General features: G+C 38.5%; 22 protein-coding genes. 7 read left to right on the forward strand and 15 right to left on the reverse strand.

Translation table 11 applies throughout. The features are described from left to right. Positions 1 to 149: 149 nt before the first annotated feature. The 4 genes from ACOZ9X_RS08900 to ACOZ9X_RS08915 form a co-directional block, all read right to left on the reverse strand. Positions 150 to 3,671: a dynamin family protein gene (locus ACOZ9X_RS08900; protein WP_423417874.1), complete on the reverse strand. Its 3,522-nt coding sequence runs from the start codon at positions 3,669 to 3,671 to the stop codon at positions 150 to 152. 100 nt (positions 3,672 to 3,771) lie between these two features. Then, positions 3,772 to 4,320, reverse strand: a complete 549-nt coding sequence (locus ACOZ9X_RS08905) for a GNAT family N-acetyltransferase (protein ID WP_423417875.1) — start codon at positions 4,318 to 4,320, stop codon at positions 3,772 to 3,774. A gap of 62 nt (positions 4,321 to 4,382) precedes the next feature. Continuing rightward, positions 4,383 to 4,883 carry a metallophosphoesterase family protein gene (locus ACOZ9X_RS08910; RefSeq protein ID WP_423417876.1) on the reverse strand — a complete coding sequence of 167 codons (501 nt, stop codon included), beginning with the start codon at positions 4,881 to 4,883 and terminating at the stop codon, positions 4,383 to 4,385. Positions 4,884 to 5,010: 127 nt separating this feature from the next. Then, positions 5,011 to 6,549 carry a DEAD/DEAH box helicase gene (locus ACOZ9X_RS08915; RefSeq protein WP_423417877.1) on the reverse strand — a complete coding sequence of 513 codons (1,539 nt, stop codon included), beginning with the start codon at positions 6,547 to 6,549 and terminating at the stop codon, positions 5,011 to 5,013. Positions 6,550 to 7,019: 470 nt separating this feature from the next. Between ACOZ9X_RS08915 and ACOZ9X_RS08920 the strand changes: the two genes are divergently transcribed. Then, positions 7,020 to 8,432: a Na+/H+ antiporter NhaC family protein gene (locus ACOZ9X_RS08920; RefSeq protein WP_423417878.1), complete on the forward strand. Its 1,413-nt coding sequence runs from the start codon at positions 7,020 to 7,022 to the stop codon at positions 8,430 to 8,432. A gap of 10 nt (positions 8,433 to 8,442) precedes the next feature. On the opposite strand, the gene ACOZ9X_RS08925 is transcribed toward ACOZ9X_RS08920, so the two are convergent. Further along, positions 8,443 to 9,069: a uracil-DNA glycosylase family protein gene (locus tag ACOZ9X_RS08925; RefSeq protein WP_423417879.1), complete on the reverse strand. Its 627-nt coding sequence runs from the start codon at positions 9,067 to 9,069 to the stop codon at positions 8,443 to 8,445. A 180-nt stretch (positions 9,070 to 9,249) separates the two neighbouring features. Here ACOZ9X_RS08925 and ACOZ9X_RS08930 point away from each other — a divergent pair, with 180 nt between their 5' ends. Continuing rightward, entirely contained in the window at positions 9,250 to 9,540 is a 291-nt protein-coding gene (locus ACOZ9X_RS08930) for a HesB/YadR/YfhF family protein (protein ID WP_423417880.1), read from the forward strand. A 1-nt stretch (position 9,541) separates the two neighbouring features. Here ACOZ9X_RS08930 and ACOZ9X_RS08935 read toward each other — a convergent pair whose 3' ends face one another. The 5 genes from ACOZ9X_RS08935 to ACOZ9X_RS08955 all read right to left on the reverse strand — a co-directional run bounded on the left by ACOZ9X_RS08935 (position 9,542) and on the right by ACOZ9X_RS08955 (position 11,412). Then, the gene (locus ACOZ9X_RS08935; RefSeq protein ID WP_423417881.1) at positions 9,542 to 9,838 is read right to left on the reverse strand and encodes a hypothetical protein; all 297 of its coding nucleotides are present in this window, start codon (positions 9,836 to 9,838) and stop codon (positions 9,542 to 9,544) included. Continuing rightward, positions 9,838 to 10,260: an acyl-CoA thioesterase gene (locus ACOZ9X_RS08940; RefSeq protein ID WP_423417882.1), complete on the reverse strand. Its 423-nt coding sequence runs from the start codon at positions 10,258 to 10,260 to the stop codon at positions 9,838 to 9,840. The genes ACOZ9X_RS08935 and ACOZ9X_RS08940 overlap by 1 nt, the downstream gene beginning before the upstream one ends. A gap of 86 nt (positions 10,261 to 10,346) precedes the next feature. After that, complete coding sequence (tlp, locus tag ACOZ9X_RS08945) at positions 10,347 to 10,583, reverse strand: small acid-soluble spore protein Tlp (protein WP_066393949.1); 237 nt, start codon at positions 10,581 to 10,583, stop codon at positions 10,347 to 10,349. Positions 10,584 to 10,651: 68 nt separating this feature from the next. Then, positions 10,652 to 11,161 carry a hypothetical protein gene (locus ACOZ9X_RS08950; protein WP_423417883.1) on the reverse strand — a complete coding sequence of 170 codons (510 nt, stop codon included), beginning with the start codon at positions 11,159 to 11,161 and terminating at the stop codon, positions 10,652 to 10,654. Between the two features lie 107 nt (positions 11,162 to 11,268). Then, the gene (locus ACOZ9X_RS08955) at positions 11,269 to 11,412 is read right to left on the reverse strand and encodes an acid-soluble spore protein N (RefSeq protein ID WP_066241162.1); all 144 of its coding nucleotides are present in this window, start codon (positions 11,410 to 11,412) and stop codon (positions 11,269 to 11,271) included. Between the two features lie 147 nt (positions 11,413 to 11,559). On the opposite strand from ACOZ9X_RS08955, the gene ACOZ9X_RS08960 reads away from it, so the two are divergent. After that, positions 11,560 to 11,688 (forward strand): FbpB family small basic protein, encoded by a 129-nt coding sequence (locus ACOZ9X_RS08960; RefSeq protein WP_423417884.1) that lies wholly within the window; start codon positions 11,560 to 11,562, stop codon positions 11,686 to 11,688. 42 nt (positions 11,689 to 11,730) lie between these two features. Here the strand turns inward: ACOZ9X_RS08960 and acnA are convergent, their stop codons facing one another. Further along, entirely contained in the window at positions 11,731 to 14,457 is a 2,727-nt protein-coding gene (gene acnA / locus ACOZ9X_RS08965) for an aconitate hydratase AcnA (protein ID WP_423417885.1), read from the reverse strand. A 282-nt stretch (positions 14,458 to 14,739) separates the two neighbouring features. Between acnA and ACOZ9X_RS08970 the strand changes: the two genes are divergently transcribed. Then, positions 14,740 to 14,928 carry a DUF378 domain-containing protein gene (locus ACOZ9X_RS08970; RefSeq protein WP_423417886.1) on the forward strand — a complete coding sequence of 63 codons (189 nt, stop codon included), beginning with the start codon at positions 14,740 to 14,742 and terminating at the stop codon, positions 14,926 to 14,928. Between the two features lie 81 nt (positions 14,929 to 15,009). After that, complete coding sequence (gene sspO / locus ACOZ9X_RS08975) at positions 15,010 to 15,180, forward strand: small acid-soluble spore protein O (protein ID WP_423417887.1); 171 nt, start codon at positions 15,010 to 15,012, stop codon at positions 15,178 to 15,180. Here sspO and ACOZ9X_RS08980 read toward each other — a convergent pair. Continuing rightward, positions 15,177 to 15,434 (reverse strand): hypothetical protein, encoded by a 258-nt coding sequence (locus ACOZ9X_RS08980; RefSeq protein WP_423417888.1) that lies wholly within the window; start codon positions 15,432 to 15,434, stop codon positions 15,177 to 15,179. The two genes, sspO and ACOZ9X_RS08980, sit on opposite strands and share 4 nt — an antisense overlap. A gap of 244 nt (positions 15,435 to 15,678) precedes the next feature. Here ACOZ9X_RS08980 and ACOZ9X_RS08985 point away from each other — a divergent pair, with 244 nt between their 5' ends. Then, positions 15,679 to 15,819 (forward strand): small acid-soluble spore protein P, encoded by a 141-nt coding sequence (locus ACOZ9X_RS08985; protein ID WP_066393930.1) that lies wholly within the window; start codon positions 15,679 to 15,681, stop codon positions 15,817 to 15,819. Between the two features lie 49 nt (positions 15,820 to 15,868). On the opposite strand, the gene selA is transcribed toward ACOZ9X_RS08985, so the two are convergent. Together selA and ACOZ9X_RS08995 are read right to left on the reverse strand one after the other, a co-directional pair. Beyond that, positions 15,869 to 17,248, reverse strand: coding sequence for an L-seryl-tRNA(Sec) selenium transferase (gene selA / locus ACOZ9X_RS08990; protein ID WP_423417889.1), 1,380 nt, complete (start codon positions 17,246 to 17,248; stop codon positions 15,869 to 15,871). 52 nt (positions 17,249 to 17,300) lie between these two features. Then, the gene (locus tag ACOZ9X_RS08995) at positions 17,301 to 17,537 is read right to left on the reverse strand and encodes an Rdx family protein (protein WP_423417890.1); all 237 of its coding nucleotides are present in this window, start codon (positions 17,535 to 17,537) and stop codon (positions 17,301 to 17,303) included. Positions 17,538 to 17,630: 93 nt separating this feature from the next. On the opposite strand from ACOZ9X_RS08995, the gene selD reads away from it, so the two are divergent. Next, positions 17,631 to 18,686, forward strand: a complete 1,056-nt coding sequence (gene selD, locus ACOZ9X_RS09000; protein ID WP_423417891.1) for a selenide, water dikinase SelD — start codon at positions 17,631 to 17,633, stop codon at positions 18,684 to 18,686. A 39-nt stretch (positions 18,687 to 18,725) separates the two neighbouring features. Here selD and phnC read toward each other — a convergent pair whose 3' ends face one another. Next, positions 18,726 to 19,469, reverse strand: coding sequence for a phosphonate ABC transporter ATP-binding protein (phnC, locus tag ACOZ9X_RS09005; protein WP_423417892.1), 744 nt, complete (start codon positions 19,467 to 19,469; stop codon positions 18,726 to 18,728). Between the last annotated feature and the right edge of the window lie 8 nt (positions 19,470 to 19,477).

Below are 19,477 nucleotides of genomic sequence, written 5' to 3' on the forward strand. Positions count from 1 at the left end.
ACTCCAATCAATTGTCAAAGGTGACAAGGAGTTCAAAGCAACATTCTGTTAGAAAAAAGCGTTGTAAAAAATCTTGTAATGGGTTTCCGTTTTAGATGCTTGCTTCTTACTAATGAGTCAACCGACGATTTCACACTTAAGAATGACGATTATTTTTCAAGCTTTTTCATCTTTGTAAGGGAGTTGTTTAACTCTTGAATTCTTGCCTCTAGATCACCAGGCTGCTTCAATTCTTTAAAATAGTGAACAACTTGATTGATAATATGTGTTTTAAATGCTTTTTCTGTGTTGATCAACACATCTTCATAATGATGAATAAGTTTCTTATCTGCTTCCATCAACCAATTTTCCACTTCACTGTCGATCTCATCAACAAGGTGATTCTTCAACTCGTTCGAACCATTCTGTTCAAAGAACTGTTTCGGATTCTTAAAATAAGCTAGCCACTTCTTCAGTTTCGATTCATCCTGCATCTTAAAATCTAGAGAAAACGATGGAGTTCTAAACAGATCACCCGTTTCATTTCTCTCTTGCAAACTCACACCTTCTTGATCTGCTCTAGAGATCAAATGAGCTACTTTTTCTTTCATGTCTTTTTGTATCCAATGATCTAAACGTAACGAACATGCCTTAAATTCCTGATGCAAATCATGCGAGATCTTTCCGTAAAGGTCTCCAATGCATTGAGTTAAAGCGTCCTTCGAACTTTGAACCGCGGCCGGATGGATCGTCTCTTTATAAAAATCATGATATCGAATCAACACACGCTGTTTGATATAATACAAAAGTTCTTTTTGTTCTTGAAGAAATTGTTTTTTCGATATTCTAATATAATCATTACTGAATTCAATCAGAGTGTTTTCTCTCTTCTGAAGACGCTCCAAATATTCGTCTTCTTTTTCCATTCTGTGAATGGTCTCTTTAATCATATTCTCCATGACCGTGTTCGCGTGGCTAACGGAGGATCTTGCACTCTTGATCATGGCGTTTTCCAACTCATGTTCAATATATTGAGTTAAGCTTGATGAAAATGCTTCAAAGCCACTTTCTGCACGCTTACTTGCAATCAGTTCATTTTTACTAGAAACCGGGAATAACCTCGGATTTCTGATTCCGAAAGTAAGAAGATTGTTCTTCACATGATGAACAACATCGTTCTTGTCTTCTTCTGTTTCAGCAAGATCTGAAGCATTGATCGCAAAGAACATCTTATCTGATGAGAAGGTATCTTTTATTCTTCCTAACTGGATCAAAAATTCTCGATCTGCATATGAAAACGCATGGTTAAAGTAAGTAAGATAAATGATAATATCTGCATGTTTCATATATTCGAACGCGACTTCAGTATGGCGGGAATGAATCGAGTTCGCTCCTGGTGTATCAACAAGTACAAGACCTTTTTCAGTTAACGGACAGCTGTAATAGATCGTAATTTTTTTGATAAAACAAGCTCTTGTTTCATCCGCAGCATACTCGCCGATCTCAGAGATCTCTTTATTTAATACTTTTCCTAAATGATCGTTCGCCCACGCGTAGCCTGCTTTGTATGACGCCAGTCTCTTATCTGATGCATTCAGTAACTCTTTCAATTCCTGATCTGTAGTTTTTAAGAGGGTGTTGAGCTCATTCGTTAGTTCTTCGACACTCTTCATCTCAATCATGATCGAACCGTGGTGATGCTCACGATCTGGATATCGAATCTCATTAATAGCAGCTGTCGTAGGATTTGGTGAAGATGGAAGGATACTTTCACCAAATAATGCGTTCGCAAATGAAGATTTCCCTGCTGAAAACGCTCCAAAGAGAACCATCGTAAACGATCGTTTATCAAGTCTCTCTTGAAGTTCCTCCATCTCCGCAGCTAAATGTGAGAGCCCTCTAACCGGCTTAAGTATTGATACAGCAGTAGATAATTTTTCTGTTTCTTTTATAAGAGAACCTGTACTAGAATGTGTCGTAATGTGATTATCCTCTTCATAGGTATCTTTTTCATTTTCTATTGGTTCTTTATCAAATTTTTCTTTAAACATCTCGATCGATAGAGGCTCGTATTCAGCAAGAAACTTTCTTTCATATTCATCTATAGATCGATCGCCAGATACATTTGTATAAAGCAGTTCTTGAAGGTCATGTTTTTGCTCATCCCAGATTTCTGCGATCTCTTTTTCTTGTTGCAAAGATTCTAGTTCTTTCTCTATCCTGCTGATCTCTTCTTTTAAGTTTGAGAGCACATGATCTGCTTTTGAGTTTAAACATTTTTTGACAGCATTTATACATATTGTAGCTTCTTGGCGTGCTTTCTTTTTAACATCATTTGATAAATTGTTGCAATAGTTTAAAAGACCTTGCCCTTGTGAAGATAACCCAGGTGTTACGAATGAATGTAACATGTCTTTATTAGCTTTTATCGGTTCCCAATCTGGAAGGTTATGGTCCACTTCTTTTTGAAGAGAGCTTATAAAATTTTGAGCATGCCAATTGATATGAGCATCGATTGACTTTTGTAGACTTTCTAGTAACGCATCTGTTCGAACAGTTCGTTCTTGTTCCGTTTTATGTTTAGAAAAGAAGAGCCCCACTTTAAAGTCTTTTTTGGCAGATTCAATAAAGGAGCCTGCTTTTTCTCTCGTCTCATAAGGCATTAGTTGTGCTGATTCTAAAATATTTACAAGTTGGTCCTTAACACTTTCTTCTTTTTCAATGATGACCTGTTTTTCTTGAGATAACTGTTTTGAGATATCTTCATGTTCTTGAGAAAGAGAAGCTAATCTTTGACTAACAACATCGATGGTTACTAAACCTTCTTCTGTTCTTTCTACAAAGTCATCCACAAAATGCTGAAGCTGATTATTCACTTGCTTTAAAAGAAGAACGTCCTTGTTTTGCTCGATTCTTTTTATATAAGCCATAAGAGCAGTTAGATCATTATGCGATAAATTTTGCTTCTTAACACTTGTGAAAAAGATGTGCTCTTTTGGAATCCCTAGAGAAAGAAAAGATTCAAAAACGTTTTTCTTAAAAGATGTAAAGTTCAACTCTTCATCACTGTGCTTATCAATCTGGTTAACGATTAAACGTACATCTTTTCCCCTTTTGATCAGTGATGAGATGAATTCGATATTCGTCTCAGAGAGTATATGATTATAATCCATCACATAAAAGATCAGGTCTGCTAAATAAACAACGTTCTCTGTTGCTTTCTTATGAAGAGGATCAGTCGAATCGATTCCTGGTGTGTCGTAAAAAACGATATTCTCTACGTTCTTTTCGTCACCGCCATAATAGATCTCAATCTCTTCAACAAGCTCTGCATCTTTACAGAGCTCTTTTATCTCATTTACGTCATATGGAGAGTGGAATGTAACCACTTTTTTATTTTTAAGCGTTACAACTGCTCTTTCCTCTCCTCTTACCATCTTAACGATATTTGCACTTGTAGGAATCGGAGAGGACGGAAGGATGCCTGTTTCTGAAAGTGCATTGATCAAGCTTGATTTTCCTGCAGAAAAATGCCCGCAAAAAGCTATAGCAAACTCTTCCTTTGCTATTTTAAGGAATAGTTTGCTTAACTGATCTTCTTCTTTTTTATTGTCCATTTTTTGAAACGCTTCATATAATCCGATCACTCTTTGTTTTTCAGTTATTAATAGTTCTTTTTCAGTTGACTTCATCGTATCCACCTGTCTTCAATACTGTATCACTATCCACTTTACCATATATATGATAGCGATTTCACCATTGATTATCTATTATCTTGGAATCACAATGAGTTTATTTTTTAGTTGAATTGAAAAAATACGCCATAAAATATTCATCTTCAAATTTGCCTTCTATGATCACTTGATCTCTTTGCTTTCCTTCTATAATAAAACCGGCTTTTTCATAAACCTTTACTGCCTTTTCGTTTCCAGAAAAAACAGTAAGCCATATCTTATGTAAATCATTATCCTCTCCCCATCTTAACGTATGAGCCAGAAGTTCTTTTCCAATACCTAAGCCCTGTGCTTCTGGATGAATCCAAGTTCTAAAAACACCGGTGTGTTTCTTCATTTGAAGTTCGCCTCTTAGCACTCTAGCGATTCCTACTACTTTTTTATTCCGTTCGACCGCTGTATACAAATTCCCCTTACGCTTAACCTCATGAATAAACTCAATCTCTTCTGAAACAGAATGAGGCTCCTCTTTTTGAAGGTACCTACCGGCTTTAACGATCGCTTCTACATGTTTTGTGATATCTGCTGCATCTTTTTCTTCTACAGGTCTTAAGATGATCTCTTCCCCATTTTTTGCTGTAAAGAAGAAGTTGTCCCCATTTGGCATGATTTTTATTCCTCCAAAAGTTATGATTGTATTATTATGTCTTCTTTACAGGTTGTCATGCATCAAGAAAAATAATGATGATCGAGTGTGATTTTTGATTGATCGATAACCGCTATACCATATGAAAACTGCTTTTGCCTTCTTTTATCTGTTGGTGAGCCGGGATTAAAAAGGATTGTACTCCCTTTTCGCTCATGAAAAGGGATGTGAGAATGCCCAAATATAATCAGGTCGGCAGAATCTCCTTCACATCCTCTGTATGCACGTTCTGGTGTCGATCTACCCTTGCCTTGATGTCCATGAATCATTGCAATTTTTACATCTTCAATAGTAACAAGTACTTTTTCAGGCAAAGTATGACTCCAATCCTCTTTGTCTATGTTTCCCTTTACTCCAAAAAGGGGCGCATACGTTTTAAGTTCTTCGTAAACAGATTGAGCTGTCCAGTCTCCTGCATGAAATATGTAGTCGATATCCTTCTTTAAAACCTTTAAAAGTGGATCAGGAAACATCTTTCCTTTTTTCGGCATGTGGGTATCAGAAATTATTAGGATTTTTTTCAACGCTGTAACCCCTCTTCATGAGTACGAGCTCTTATTGACTGATATTTTATATGATTCATTTAAACATAGTGAGAAAATAAACACAAAAAAAGCAAGAGAGACGTTCTCTCTTGCTTTACAATATGATTTATCTGTTTTTAAAATCTTCACGAACACGTTTTTGTGAACGGTATGATTGATCACGGCTGCCGCTGCTGCTACGGTTTGCACCATCGCGAGAACCACTGCGTTCGCCTTTAGAATATCCAGAACGGCGATTATCTCTTCCGCCTCCACCCTCTCTTTTAGGGCCTCCTCCAGAACGTCTACGATCAGAGAAACGGTTATTAGGACGTCTCTTTTTAACTGATAGTGGCGGCTCATCTGTAAGGTTGATCGGAGTCGTATCAGGTTCTTTTGTAAGAAGCTTTAGGGCTGCAGCTAAAAGTGTTACAGAATCGTTCTCTTCTAGTAACTCAACTGCTGTTTGCTTATAGCCGTTAAAATTATCTTCTCCAACAACTTCCATCAACTTTTCAAGCGTGATCTGTTGTTGTCCTTCCATTGCTTCTGATACAGAAGGAATGGCACGTTTTACCATTTTACGCTTTGTGATTTTTTCAATCGTGTATAGGTGATCGATTTCACGCGGCGTGATGAACGTTAATGCATAACCAGTTTTTCCTGCACGTCCAGTACGTCCAATACGGTGAACATAGCTTTCTGGATCTTGAGGAATATCGAAGTTATAAACGTGAGAAACACCAGAGATGTCAAGACCACGAGCAGCTACGTCTGTTGCAACAAGAACTTCGATCGTGTTGTTTTTGAACGCACGTAACACTTTGTCACGTTTAGCTTGCGGAAGGTCACCGTGGATTCCTTCAGCTGAATATCCACGTTTGCTTAATGCTTCAGACAATTCATCTACACGACGCTTCGTACGTCCGAAAACGATCGCAAGCTCTGGAGAGTGAATATCCATGAAGCGGCATAACGCATCAAACTTTTGACGTTCTTTAACTTCAACATATTCTTGCTCAATGTTTTTAACAGTCATTTCAGACGCTTTTACTTTGATAAGCAATACGTCCTTCATGAATTTTGCAGCCAAGTTTTGAATCTGCTTTGGCATTGTTGCAGAGAAAAGCATCGTGTGACGTTCTGTAGGAACGTTTTCTAAGATCTTTTCGATGTCTTCAACAAATCCCATGTTAAGCATTTCATCAGCTTCATCAAGCACAACTGTATGAACGCTATCAAGCTTTAATGTTTTTCTGTTAATGTGGTCTTGCACACGTCCTGGTGTACCTACTACGATGTGTGGACCGTTTTTTAATGCTTTAATTTGTCGAACAATGGATTGTCCACCATAAATCGGCAATGTTTTGATTCCTTTGAATTGACCGATTTTATTGAGTTCTTCTGCTACTTGAACAGCTAACTCACGAGTTGGAGCTAATACGATTCCTTGAACGAATCGTGATCTAGTATCCATTTTTTCGATTAGCGGTATACCAAACGCAGCTGTCTTACCAGTCCCTGTTTGTGCCTGGCCAATAAGGTCAGTCCCCTTAAGTGCTGTTGGAATGGTATCACGCTGAATCGGTGTTGCTTCCTCAAATCCCATGTTGTTGATGGATTGAAGCAACTCAGGACTTAGTCCTAATTCTTGAAATGTTGTCAATGTTCTATCTCCTTTTCTGTGACGAAAAAGGTTTTACGATAACCTCGTGGACACGGCATAGATTGTCATGTTAAAGTGCCGGCCAATTTGTTTTTTCAAAATACATCATGATTTGCACATAAAATAGCATTTCCTAATTAAGTATTGATGGGAAATGCTTAGCCATGTGAATATGCGTAAAAATTAAACGTTAATAGTTACAAGGCTATCCGTAATTCAAACTTGTTCCGTCCATATATATTCCGTTGTTAAACTTATCACGTAAACCTAATAAATGCAACTCTTTACATTAGAAGTGGTGTTTAAAGTTTATTCACACAACTCTTTAAACATGTGATATTTCACTTAAACGGTATTATTCTAACCAATGTAGATTTGAATGAAACGTCTTTTCTTCCGTTCGAAAGAATAAATTTTTGAAACCATCGCACGCTAACACTATTATCTTCAGTATGAAAGAAGGACTCTTTATGGATCAAAATTGGGTTTCTGTTATTCCGTTCTTAGTGGTAATTCCTATAGCTATCAAGACTAAACAAGTTCTCCCAGGTTTGATCGCAGGACTTTTGACCGGTTCTTACCTACTCCATCCAACCCTCGTTGGTGGATTGGAGAAGATGGTCCAATTTTTAGTAAAGGGACTGGTAGACCCTAAGAACATAAAAATCTTAGTGTTTTTGTATGCATTTTCAGGACTCATCTCAATGATTAAACTTTCTGGGGGAATTAAAGGCTTTGTGGAAGAAGCTTCTAACAGGATCGAAACAAAAAAAGGAGCATTACTACTTACTTATGTGTCTACGATCGGTACTTTTGCTGCTCCAAGTTTTCGTTTCGTCACGATTGCTCCGATCATGAGAGCTCTTCTAAAAAAAGTAAAGATGTCTACTCAAGAACTTGGTTTTGTCATTGAGACTACAGCAACTCCCATCATTGTATTGATACCAATCGCTACCGCATTTGTTGGATACATGACATCTATTGTAGATATATCGTTAAAGAACGAAAATATTACGGCAGATCCTTATTCTCTCTTTTTACAAAGCATTCCGTTTAATTTTTTCTCTTTTGTGATGATAATCGTAGGAATCTACCTGAGCTTCTTTCATCATTCAAAATCTACAGAAGAAACTGATCCAAAAGATGTAGGTAAAAGCGAAGAGGATGACTGGCATAGTTGTGATCCAGCTGTAAATAAAGAACTTCCGAATAAACCATGGAATTTACTGATCCCCCTCATTCTTGTCGTATTTCTTACTCTACTGTTGACATGGTGGGATGGTTACAAAAAAACGAAAGGCAGTTTTTTTGCAGCCTTCATTTCAGCAGATGTTATGGATGCCATGCTGATCGCACTGTTGTTCACAACAATATTCACATTTCTTTTCCTTCGTTTTCAAAAAATGAAAACAGGAGATCTTTTAAATGGGTTTATTTTTGGCGGTAACGAATTGATGAGTGTTATCGTACTGTTAGCTGTAGTTTGGGGCTTATCTTCCGTTACGGAAGAGCTTGGTTTCTCTGCTTTTGTAACTCGTTACGCTGGCTGGATTCCAGGGTCAGTTATCGTTCCGTTGCTGTTTATCTTCGGCTGTGCAGTCTCTTATTTTATCGGATCTGCTTGGGGTACATGGGGAATATTGATGCCTCTTGGTGTATCGATGGCAGGGGTGGCAGATGTTTCACTGCCTCTTGTGATCGGAGCAGTCTTTGCAAGTGGAACATTCGGAGCATTCGCCTCACCTTTAAGTGATGATACGAACACGATCGCACGCATTTTAAACCTCTCTGTCATCACTTATGCACGATACAAGCTTAAACCAGCACTAATAGCTGCTGGAATCACAGCAGTACTATACGGAGCTACTGTATTCTTTATTTGAACCTCCTGATTTAGGAGGTTCGTTTTTTTCCTTCTTCTCTAACTTTATCTATTACTTCTTGGTAGCGATCTCTAGACCAAGAATGATAAGAAGGGTGTGGTACCCCTTCTATGGTGGTTAAACTCTCTTTATTAGTCAGTTTGTTCACATATTTTTCTGCAAATCTTCCGCATGGAATGATAAGTGTGTTTCCAGTAAGCAAGGATGTTAATCTACTTTCGAAATGATGTAGAAGAAGTTGATCAAATTCAGCCCTGAATTCGTCTTTAAAGACTTTCACTGAACTCGTTCTTACTGCTTCAGCGACTTTTATCTCATCACTATATCTGTTTACGAAAGTTTGATCAGGAAATGCAGACCCTTGCAGTGGAAAAGGACAAACATTTACGATTCCGAACACTGTCTTCTTATTCTCATTTATGTACTGTTTTAACAACTTTCCCATCGGAAGGGTCTCTTCGACTTCAAACAATTCTTTTGCCATCGATCTGCCAGACATACCCGCCAGAGGTAATCCAGATTTGATCTCCTCTTTATGAGGGGATTCTAAAATAAATATCATATTCGTATGTTCAGAAATTAAATCTTGAACGCTATAAAGTGATGATGCTTCTTCAAAAAAAGATTGAATATCCACCAAATCTGCCTCCTTTACTCAATAAATGTTGATTATTATTTATCTACCTCGCACAAAACGAGCAGCTTAGAATGTTAATCAACGCCTCCTAAAAAAACAATCGTTTTAATTGTGCTTTCGACATTCGTATGCCACAATATCATCATTACTTGAAAGTAATTGTTAAGGAGTGAACATACTTTGAAAATCATTTTGAATGAAGAGACTGCAAATTTTGTGATCAATGACCTTCAAGCGTCTCAGAACGATTCCATCCGTTTTTTCGTTCGCCTTGGAGGATGCAGCACAGTACAAGACGGCTTTTCGTTAGGCCTTACAAAAGATACACCTAAACATCCAGCTGCAGAAATTGTTGTAGAGAACCATACTTTCTTCATTGAGCAAGAAGATGAATGGTTCTTTGACGGAAATGATCTAACTGTTTCCATTACGGATGGAGAAATCAAATACGATTTTAACAACAAAAATTAGATTATAAGAACTTTTGAAGATCTCCAATTCTTCCTTCATTTTTCATGATCTCTATTTGCTTATCCCCAATAAGGTCGAAGTGGGGGTAAGCATCTCGTTCATGAATCCACTCTTTTTTTAAACCGTAATTTCTTCCCCACTCTGATAATTTTTTCCGATCGTTACAGCCTACTTTTGTCACACTTTTAGCTGTTGGAAATCGCGGGTCATACCAAAAATGGGTAAGGAATGCGATGTTTCCTGCCTCTACTTCATCTTTCCATCTCTTTAAGTCAGCACGTTTTATTCCAAATGCCATTATTTTGATGAGCTCATTTCTAGGTATGCTTCATGCCAATCTGGAAAATACTTCTTAATTGAGATCGGTCGAAAATTTTCTTTTTTCACACAAACATGAGTGGATTTCCCTGTAACACATAATTCGTTTTCTTCGTTAAAGATCTCATAATAATAAATAACTTTGATCCCTGAGTATTCTTTTACGGCTGTCTTTATGTGGGCTTTTTGTCCATAAGTTAGTGGTTTTTTATATGACGCTTGAATGTCTGTTACAGGAGAAAGTATCCCTCCTCTTTCCATGTCTGCATATTTAAACCCTAAATGTTCGATCAGCTTTGTTCTACCGATTTCAAACCATACCAGATAGTTTGCATGATAGACGACCCCCATCTGATCTGTTTCTGCATATCTTACATCAACGCTAGTTTCAACAAATTTCATATTTCATCTGTTTCCCTTCGTGTTGTCTTTTCTTAACACTTTAGTAGAAAATGAAAAAAAAGACCAGCAATATGCCGGTCCTTCTCTTATTGAAGGTCGTTACCTTCTCTATAAGCCTTTTCTTCTTGAATCTCATTTTGAAACTGCTCAATGGATTCTTGTCTATGTTGATTCTTCTCTTTGATCTGCTCTTTTTGGCTAGCTGTTAGTTCCGTGTTAGCCGCAGTCTGGTTAGCTTCTGAGATGTTTTGTTCTGTGTTTTGAACCATTTGTTCTAATCGCTCAACATTGTTGCTTCGATCGTCTCTGTTTGGTTTGTTCATGATGATTCTCCTTTTTTAAGTAAGTTCGTACCATCATAGTTTGTACAAGTAAACGATCGAATTATTCTTTAGTTTTTTTGCAAAAGAATGGGACTCATGTTTTGAACGCTGAATTGACAAAGGTCAGTGAGATATTTCCAATATTCTACTACACTGTCGTCGTTTAGATTCTTCATCGTGATCTCTAGCCAAGCTAACTCTTCGGCTAGCCGAATGGATGAACCGATCCAGTATCTTTTATTCTTTACTGTAATATTGAACGGTTCTTCAAATCGGAAAGGAAGATAGAACCCTTCTGTATTCGGATGCAGGATGATATGCTGATAAACGGTTCCTTTTGTAAGCTTAGCATAGAACAAAAATACCCCATCGTTCTTTGCCGCAGCTTTTTTTAACTTTTCAAGCGTTTCAACATTTCCAAGTTCCATCGTTGTAATTTCTTTATCCCAGTTCAACTCTTCACGAAAAGGAACGAGATGTCCCAATCTTTGCATTTCAATCTCTAACTGACGATATAAATAATCCTGATCATCTTTGTTATGTGATACAGGTAATGGTTTGACAGATGCCGTAATCAAACGTACCCCTCCTAATTCTTTCACTACATACACTTTTTCGACAAAATCTTTCGTATATGGGAGTCAAAAGAAAAAATTATAGAGAGGTAATTTTTAGAAAGTAAGATTTATTTCCCTTTAGGTGGTACATAATCTGCGTGATCATGCGATTTATTAGCCATCTTTTTTCCATTATTGCTGTTGCTCTCACGTGGCTGAGTGCCGATATGATTTGGAACGAAATCTTCAGGAAAGCGTTTTGGATTACTCAAAGGTCCTACCTCCTTTCGTCTTCTTTTTACTTTTCCATTAATCAAAATCAACTATTCATCAGTAAACTGGCAATTATTTTTTAATGTCTGATTATTTCGATTTCATCTTGGCTATATTGTTATTATTACAATGAAGAGGTGTCAATAATGAGGAAGAACAGAAAAATGAACTTCAAAGAACTCGTGAGCGAGAACAAAAGGCAATTATTGAAAGATGAATCTTACATCGAACAACTTGAGATCAAACTTGACGAAAGACATATGAAAAAAGCATAAAAAAATCCTTTGCCTAAAACGAATTGGCAAAGGATTTTTTTATTAATTTTGAGTTTGAGAAGAATGAGCAAGCTTGTTACGAAGTACCATTGGAAGGATACCACCATGACGATAGTATTCAATTTCAACTTCGCTGTCAAATCGAGCTATAACTTCAAATGTTTTTTCTGTTCCATCTTCAAAAACAGCTGTAACTTGAACAAGATCACGAGGTTTAACCGTTTCATCAACGGAAACCGTGAATGATTCTTTTCCTGTAAGTCCAAACGTCTCAGCATTCTCACCATCTTTGAATTGAAGAGGCAGTACACCCATCAACACAAGGTTTGAACGGTGGATACGCTCGAAGCTTTCAGCAAGTACAGTTTGAATTCCTAGTAATGTAGTACCTTTTGCTGCCCAGTCACGAGAAGATCCCATACCGTAATCTTTTCCTGCGATTACCATAAGACCCGTACCGTTCTCTTTGTATTTCATTGCAGCATCATAGATGCTCATCACTTGGTTAGTTGGCCAGAAAGTAGTCCATCCACCTTCAGTACCAGGAGCCACCGCGTTACGAATACGAATATTCGCGAAAGTACCACGCATCATTACTTCATGGTTACCACGACGAGAACCGTAAGAGTTAAAGTCGCGTGGCTCTACACCATTTTGAATCAAGTATCTGCCTGCAGGAGTATCTTTTCCGATCGCACCAGCTGGTGAAATGTGGTCAGTTGTAACAGAATCCCCGAATTTAGCGATAAGCTTAAGATCTTTAAGAGGTTGGATCTCTTTAAGTTCTGCAGAAAGCTCTTCAAAGAACGGAGGGTTTTGAATATATGTTGATGATGTATCAAAACCATATAATTGGTCAGCTGAAGTCTTCAGTTCGTTCCAACGTTCGTTCTCATCAAATACACGCTCGTATTCCTTCTTGAACAATTCTGGAGTAACTGCTTTCTTCATCGCTTCATTAATCTCTTCTGTTGAAGGCCAGATATCTTTAAAGTAAACTTCGTTACCCTCTTTGTCTGTTCCGAAAGAATCAGATTGAAGGTTGAAATCTACGGTTCCTGCTAGTGCATACGCTACAACTAACGGTGGAGAAGCTAAGTAGTTGGCTTTTACTAGCGGGTGGATACGTCCTTCAAAGTTTCTGTTTCCTGAAAGTACTGAGGTTACAGTTAGATCGTTCTTAGAGATCGCATTTTCAACTTCAAGCGCTAAAGGACCTGAGTTACCGATACATGTTGTACAACCGTAACCAACAAGGTTGAACCCTAACTGATCCATATAGCTCATTAAGCCCGCTTCTTCTAAATAACGTGTAACAACTTTAGATCCGGGTGCCAAAGATGTTTTTACATAGCCAGGAACTTTTAAGCCTTTTTCAATCGCTTTCTTAGCAACTAATCCAGCACCTAACATTACGTAAGGGTTAGACGTATTCGTACAGCTTGTAATTGCGGCGATCGCAACTGCACCAGTCTTCATCGTAGAAGTTTCGTTGTTCGGATGCTTCACGGTAACTTCTTTGTTGATCTCATCAGCTGTAAGCCCGAACCCTGCATTTCCTTGTGGAGCTACAAGCGCTTTATTGAAGCTGTCTTTCATTTGTGATAAAGGAATCAAATCTTGTGGGCGTTTTGGTCCTGACAAGTTTGGCTCAATTTCAGAAAGATTGATTTCAACAACGTCTGTAAATTCAGGATCAGCATCTCCTGCTGTGTAGAACAATCCGTTTGCTTTGCAATACGCTTCTACAAGCTGAATTTGATCTTCTGTTCTACCTGTTAAGCGAAGGTAGTTTAAAGCTTCTTCATCAACTGGGAAGAAACCACAAGTCGCCCCATATTCAGGAGCCATATTTGAAACTGTCGCACGGTCTGCAAGCGGCATATCAGCAAGTCCTGGACCGAAGAACTCAACAAACTTTCCTACTACCTTCTTTTCACGCAATACTTGCGTTACTTTAAGAGCAAGGTCAGTTGCAGTCGTTCCGTTTGGAAGTGTCCCTGTAAGTTTCACACCGATAACTTCTGGAACTGGGAAGTAAGAAGGCTGTCCTAACATACCAGCTTCTGCCTCAATTCCTCCAACACCCCATCCTAATACTCCAAGACCATTGATCATTGTTGTATGGGAATCTGTACCTACTAGTGAATCAGGAAAAGCAATTGTTTCCCCTTCTGATTCGCTTGTAAGAACAACTGGTGCCAGATACTCCAAGTTAACTTGGTGAACGATACCCGTTGCAGGAGGAACTGCACGGTAGTTGTCAAACGCAGATTGAGCCCAGCTCAAAAGTTTGTAACGCTCTTCATTTCGAGCAAATTCAAGGTTCATGTTGAAAGCAAGTGAATCTTGAGTACCCGCTTTATCAACTTGAACAGAATGGTCAACTACAAGATCAACGGGAATTTCAGGGTTGATCTGAGAAGGGTCTCCACCCATATCCTTCATGGCTTTACGAAGTGAAGCTAGATCAACAACAGCCGGCACTCCTGTAAAATCTTGAAGAATAACACGTGAAGGCTTAAAAGGAACATCGATATCTCTTAGCTCACTCGTGCCCCACTTTGCAAGATTTTCAACATGTTCTTTGTTGATTACTTTTCCATCAAATTGTCTTAATACAGATTCCAATAATACTTTTACAGAGTAGGGTAATTTTGATACGTTACCTATTCCCGCTTCTTCTAACGCTCCTAAACGGTAATAGCTATATTCCTTACCGTTCACATCAAAAGTAGAACGGGCATTAAATACATCATTTCTTTTCATGTTCCACTCTCTCCCTTCACTAACAATCATACACGATTATGAGAAAAATTGTCGAAAAAATGTGTTCAATTTCAGAGTCATTTACACAAAATCTTTTTTTCCCTCTATTATCATACGTAAAACCCTTTCATAAGTAAAATAGTTAATAGTTATCAATCGACATAAGTATTTCTTATGGGTGTAAAAATCACCAGTATCTTCGTGCATGCATATAGTAAATTACGTAATACTTCTTTTTGTTTTCCCATAAGTACACGCTTAAAAAGATCGGAGGGAAACAGGATGGAATGGTTAAAAAAACTTGCCGCTTTACTCGTGTTGATCGGAGCATTAAACTGGGGAGCAATCGGTCTTTTTGATTTTAACGTTGTCACAGAAATTCTTGGAAGCGCTACCACTGTTACAAAAGTTTTATACAGTTTGATCGGCCTTTCTGGTGTCTGGCTGTTACTCAGTAAATATAAATCTTGAACGTAAAGAAGCACTCCTTTTTTTGGAGTGCTTCTTCTTTTTGATATTGCACAAACTAAATGTAACGGAGGTGATAAACAAATGGGAAGAAATAAAGCAAATCACTCGCGTCCTGGAATGAATGCAGCAAAAGCTCAAGGTAAGGGAGCTGGATATGAGACAGAATTCGGTAATGAGGCATTATCCATACCTAATGAAAAGTTAAGTGAAGCTGAGCGTCAAAACAATAAGAAAACGAAGAAAAGACATTAAGGTTTTGGAAACTGACTCTGAAGTTGTTGCAGCTCATTTAGAAAGCTTTCTAACTGCGGCTGTTGATGTTCAGAAGCTGTTTCCAGTGCGTTCTGTATTTGTTGACAAGCCTTTTCGTTTTCAGTCATAAAATGGGCATAAAAAACACCATATTCACTATTTGACGCATCCAATGTTTTTGAGATATCCATTGCATGGTGATAACCTTGCTCAGCAGCTTGATATGCTTGTTGCTTGTTTTTATGATAGGGCATAATTACCATCCTTTGTTTTGATATACCTTTAACGTTCCAATATTATCTATAATTATTCAATAAATTGCTTTCTATTGCTGAGCAATTGCACAGATGTTGTTGATTTACGTTCCAGGTGCTCGCTTTCCGGGGGGCGTGCGGTGAGCCCCCAGGAGTCTCACACCTTGCACTACAATCAACTAGGCAATGAAGCCTTTCTAACAAATAAATATACAAAAGTGAAAAGAAAAATAGGAGGCTTATAATGGGAGAGCATAATACGTTTAAAGATATTCGAAAGAACGCTCCTAAAGGAGAGAACCCTGGACAACCAGCTCCTATGAGTGGTTCTAAAAAAGTTAAGCAACGTAATCATACGGGACAAAACCGTGGAGAAGGAAGTTAATAAACAAAACAACAACAGGGACTGACAGATTATCTGTCAGTCCCTGTTGTTACTCGATCGAACGTATAGCATCTTCAACCGTCAAAAGCTCATCATCGGAAATCGTTCTAAGATCCAGAAGGACTTCTTCATCTTTGATCCTCACGATAATAGGGGTCCGATAGTTCCGAAAAGCTCTTGCGAGGTAATCTGCTCCTTTAAAATGTTTAAGCCCTAAACAAAAAGTTGGCAACTTCACATCCGGCATCGTTCCTCCCCCAACTTGAGAGAACTCTTCTAGAATTCGGATATGTAAAGAAGAATGATCTTCCACTTTTCTTTTTAGTCGCCATACGACTTCTCTGATTTCTTCAGGAGTTTTCAAAATATCTCTAACCGTAGGAATTTCTTTAAATTCTTCGTTCATATACGACTGCAACGTTTCGTTTAATGCAGCTATCGTAAATTTATCCACTCTTAAAACACGAGCTAGCTGATGCTTTTTTAATATCTCGATGATCTTTTTCTTACCAGCAATGATTCCAGCTTGTGGGCCGCCTAAAAGTTTATCTCCGCTAAAAGACACGAGATCTATTCCATTATCAATAACAGAGGAGATCAATGGCTCATCACCGATTCCTTCAGACTGAAAAGGATAGAGAGCTCCACTTCCAAGATCTTCGTAGATAATCAGCTCATGATTATCCTTCTTCAACTGAATCAACTCACTTGAAGGAACTTCTTTCGTGAACCCGATCACCTTAAAATTACTTGTATGAACCTTCATGATCATACCAGTTTCATCATTCAACGCTCTTTCATAATCAAAGAGATGTGTTTTATTCGTCGTTCCAACCTCACGGAGTTTCGCTCCACTTTCTTCCATAATAGAAGAGACACGAAATGAGCCTCCTATTTCAACCAGCTCACCTCTTGACACGATAACTTCTTTGTTTTTAGCTAGTGCTTTTAGGATTAAGTAAACGGCTGCAGCATTATTGTTCACGACCATCGCTGCTTCTGCACCTGTCACTTGTTTAATTAGATTCTCTGTCAGGTCATGCCTGGAACCTCTTTTTCCTGCTTCCAAATTATATTCTAAATTCGAGTACATTCTTGCTGTCTCACTCATCCGTTCTACACTTTTCTCGCTAAGTCTAGATCGTCCTAGATTTGTATGTATTACGACTCCACTTGCATTGATCAAGGAGCGGATCTGATCCGTAGGATGAGTTAAATTAGACTTTGCTGAATTTTTAACGAGGGACCTCATATCAGTTTTCAAGTCAATAGCATGGTGCTCGTTGAGAATAGTTTTCCGCCAATGTTTGATCGCATCTTGAACCGCTCGTGTTATTTCCTTTTCCGGTTTGCCATTCACTTCAGAACTGATATCTTTTACTACCTCATGCACGGCAGGCAGCTGCCTTAATAGATCAGATTTTGACAAGATGAAGCTCCTCCTTAAGGGTATAACGATCCCTTTAAGGAGGGCATCGTTTTTAAGCCATTAGTTTTTCTAAATGCTGTATGATCAGATCATGATCCGGAAATTCTCCGGTCTCTTTTTTTGAATAAATCTTTTCGCCATTGACGTTTACTTCAAACACTCCCCCAGAGCTAGGGATCAGTTCGAGAGTTGAGATTTTTGAACGAAAATGGTTGAACAGGTCTTCCGCGAGACTCGCGGCTTTTGGTGCAAAGTTTCACATCATGCAGAATTCAATAGATACTTTCATTTTTCATCCTCCTTTTTTAAGACTATTTTAGTATATCCTTAGGCATTTCACAAAAATAATGTTTATACTAACAAAAGGAGGTGTCGTTTCATTATGACAAGTAAAGACAATGTTAAGCTTACTCACCTTTCCTCAAAAGGTGGTTGAGGCTGTAAAATTGGTCCAGAAGACCTGGCGCAAGTTTTGCGTCATCTACCAAAACGTGAAAATGATCCTAACCTTTTAGTTGGTTTAGATACTTCAGACGATGCGGGAGTCTATAAGTTAACGGATGACCTTGCTATGATCCAGACTGTCGACTTCTTTACACCAATAGTAGACGATCCATACATGTTCGGACAAATTGCAGCTGCCAACTCACTAAGTGATGTATACGCGATGGGAGGACGGCCTACAACGGTAATGAATATAGTAGGTTTTCCGATCAACACTCTCGGTCACGATGTTCTTGCTGAAATCCTAAAGGGAGCAGCAGATAAAGTGAAGGAATCTGGTGCAGTGCTGGTTGGAGGACACTCGATCGACGATTCAGAGCCTAAGTTTGGTCTGTCTGTTACAGGACTCGTACATCCATCAAAAGTATATAAAAATGTAGGGGCGAGACCCGGAGATGTTCTTGTGTTAACAAAACCAATCGGTGTGGGTATACAAACCACAGCGATAAAGAAAGACAAGCTTTCTGATGATCAACTCCAGCTAGTCAGCGAGACGATGGCAGCACTGAATAAGACTGCTGCTGAATGTTTAGAAGGTCTATCTCCAAACGCTGTCACAGATGTAACTGGATTTGGTCTCCTTGGTCATGCGACTGAGATGGCAAAAGGAACAGGAAATATTACAATCGTGATCGATTATGACCGAGTTCCACTTTTACCAGGTACATCAGAGCTTGCTCAAGAGGGAATCGTTCCTGGTGGTTCAAAAGCAAATCATCGTTGGATAAAAGATGATGTCCAATACGGAAACGACCTTACCGAGTGGCAGCAATGGATTTTATGTGATGCTGTAACTTCTGGCGGCTTACTCGTAAGCCTTCCTGAAAGCGAAGCGCTAGAATATGTGAAGAGACTTCACACTAATGGAATAAATGACGCTAGCATCGTCGGTCGTGTTCTTGCATTCTCTGAAAAACCGATTAACGCCAATTAAACAAAAAAACTCCGGGTTCGGAGTTTTTTTGCGTCCATTTTAAGATGAATGGTTATAGATGTCTGCATAGACCTTATCATCAAATTCTTCAGGTGTTCCGTCAAAAACGAGCTTTCCGTCCTTGAGCGCAATGATTCTTGTGGCAAATTTTTTAGCGAGGATGACGTCGTGCACGTTAATAATTGACACAAGATTCCTTTTTACATGAGTTTTTTTTAATAATTGAAAAATCCGATCAGCCGTTCCAGGATCCAAACTCGCAACAGGTTCGTCTCCTAAGAATACTTTCGGATTTTGAACGAGTGCTCGAGCGATCGCTACTCTTTGTTTTTGCCCGCCGCTTAACTTCTCAACTCGTCTTGTTGGTTCAACAGTTAGCTCAACCTGATCAATCGCTTCTAGAGCTTGCAATCGATCATTGGATTTAAACAATCCTAACAAATTCTCATATGATTTTTTGTATCCAAACAGACCTGTTAAGATGTTCTGAACAACACTCATCCTCGGAATTAAGTTAAAATGCTGAAAGATCATACCTGTTTTCCGGCGAACTTCTAACGTTTCTTTGTGAGTCATCTCACTTAACGTTTTATCTTCCCATTTCACATAACCTTCAGATACAGGCTGCAACCCGTTGATACATCTGATAAATGTTGATTTTCCTGCACCGCTTCTTCCTAAGACACAGACGAACTCCCCTTTTTGGAAAGTTATACTCACATCCGCTAAAGCAGGTTCTTTAGCGCCAGGATACGTGACAGATACACTCTTAAATTCAATCATATTATCAC

Source organism: Fictibacillus nanhaiensis, from assembly GCF_049537595.1.
GTDB lineage: Bacteria > Bacillota > Bacilli > Bacillales > Fictibacillaceae > Fictibacillus > Fictibacillus nanhaiensis_F.

Coding starts and splice junctions, on each gene's coding strand:
- ACOZ9X_RS08940 (WP_423417882.1), bottom strand. CDS start 10,260: ATGAAATTTGTTGAAACTAGCGTTGATGTAAGATATGCAGAAACAGAT.
- ACOZ9X_RS08905 (WP_423417875.1), bottom strand. CDS start 4,320: ATGCCAAATGGGGACAACTTCTTCTTTACAGCAAAAAATGGGGAAGAG.
- ACOZ9X_RS08970 (WP_423417886.1), top strand. CDS start 14,740: ATGGAATGGTTAAAAAAACTTGCCGCTTTACTCGTGTTGATCGGAGCA.
- phnC (WP_423417892.1), bottom strand. CDS start 19,469: ATGATTGAATTTAAGAGTGTATCTGTCACGTATCCTGGCGCTAAAGAA.
- ACOZ9X_RS08985 (WP_066393930.1), top strand. CDS start 15,679: ATGGGAGAGCATAATACGTTTAAAGATATTCGAAAGAACGCTCCTAAA.
- ACOZ9X_RS08960 (WP_423417884.1), top strand. CDS start 11,560: ATGAGGAAGAACAGAAAAATGAACTTCAAAGAACTCGTGAGCGAGAAC.
- tlp (WP_066393949.1), bottom strand. CDS start 10,583: ATGAACAAACCAAACAGAGACGATCGAAGCAACAATGTTGAGCGATTA.
- sspO (WP_423417887.1), top strand. CDS start 15,010: ATGGGAAGAAATAAAGCAAATCACTCGCGTCCTGGAATGAATGCAGCA.
- ACOZ9X_RS08900 (WP_423417874.1), bottom strand. CDS start 3,671: ATGAAGTCAACTGAAAAAGAACTATTAATAACTGAAAAACAAAGAGTG.
- ACOZ9X_RS08920 (WP_423417878.1), top strand. CDS start 7,020: ATGGATCAAAATTGGGTTTCTGTTATTCCGTTCTTAGTGGTAATTCCT.
- ACOZ9X_RS08935 (WP_423417881.1), bottom strand. CDS start 9,838: ATGGCATTTGGAATAAAACGTGCTGACTTAAAGAGATGGAAAGATGAA.
- acnA (WP_423417885.1), bottom strand. CDS start 14,457: ATGAAAAGAAATGATGTATTTAATGCCCGTTCTACTTTTGATGTGAAC.
- ACOZ9X_RS08980 (WP_423417888.1), bottom strand. CDS start 15,434: ATGCCCTATCATAAAAACAAGCAACAAGCATATCAAGCTGCTGAGCAA.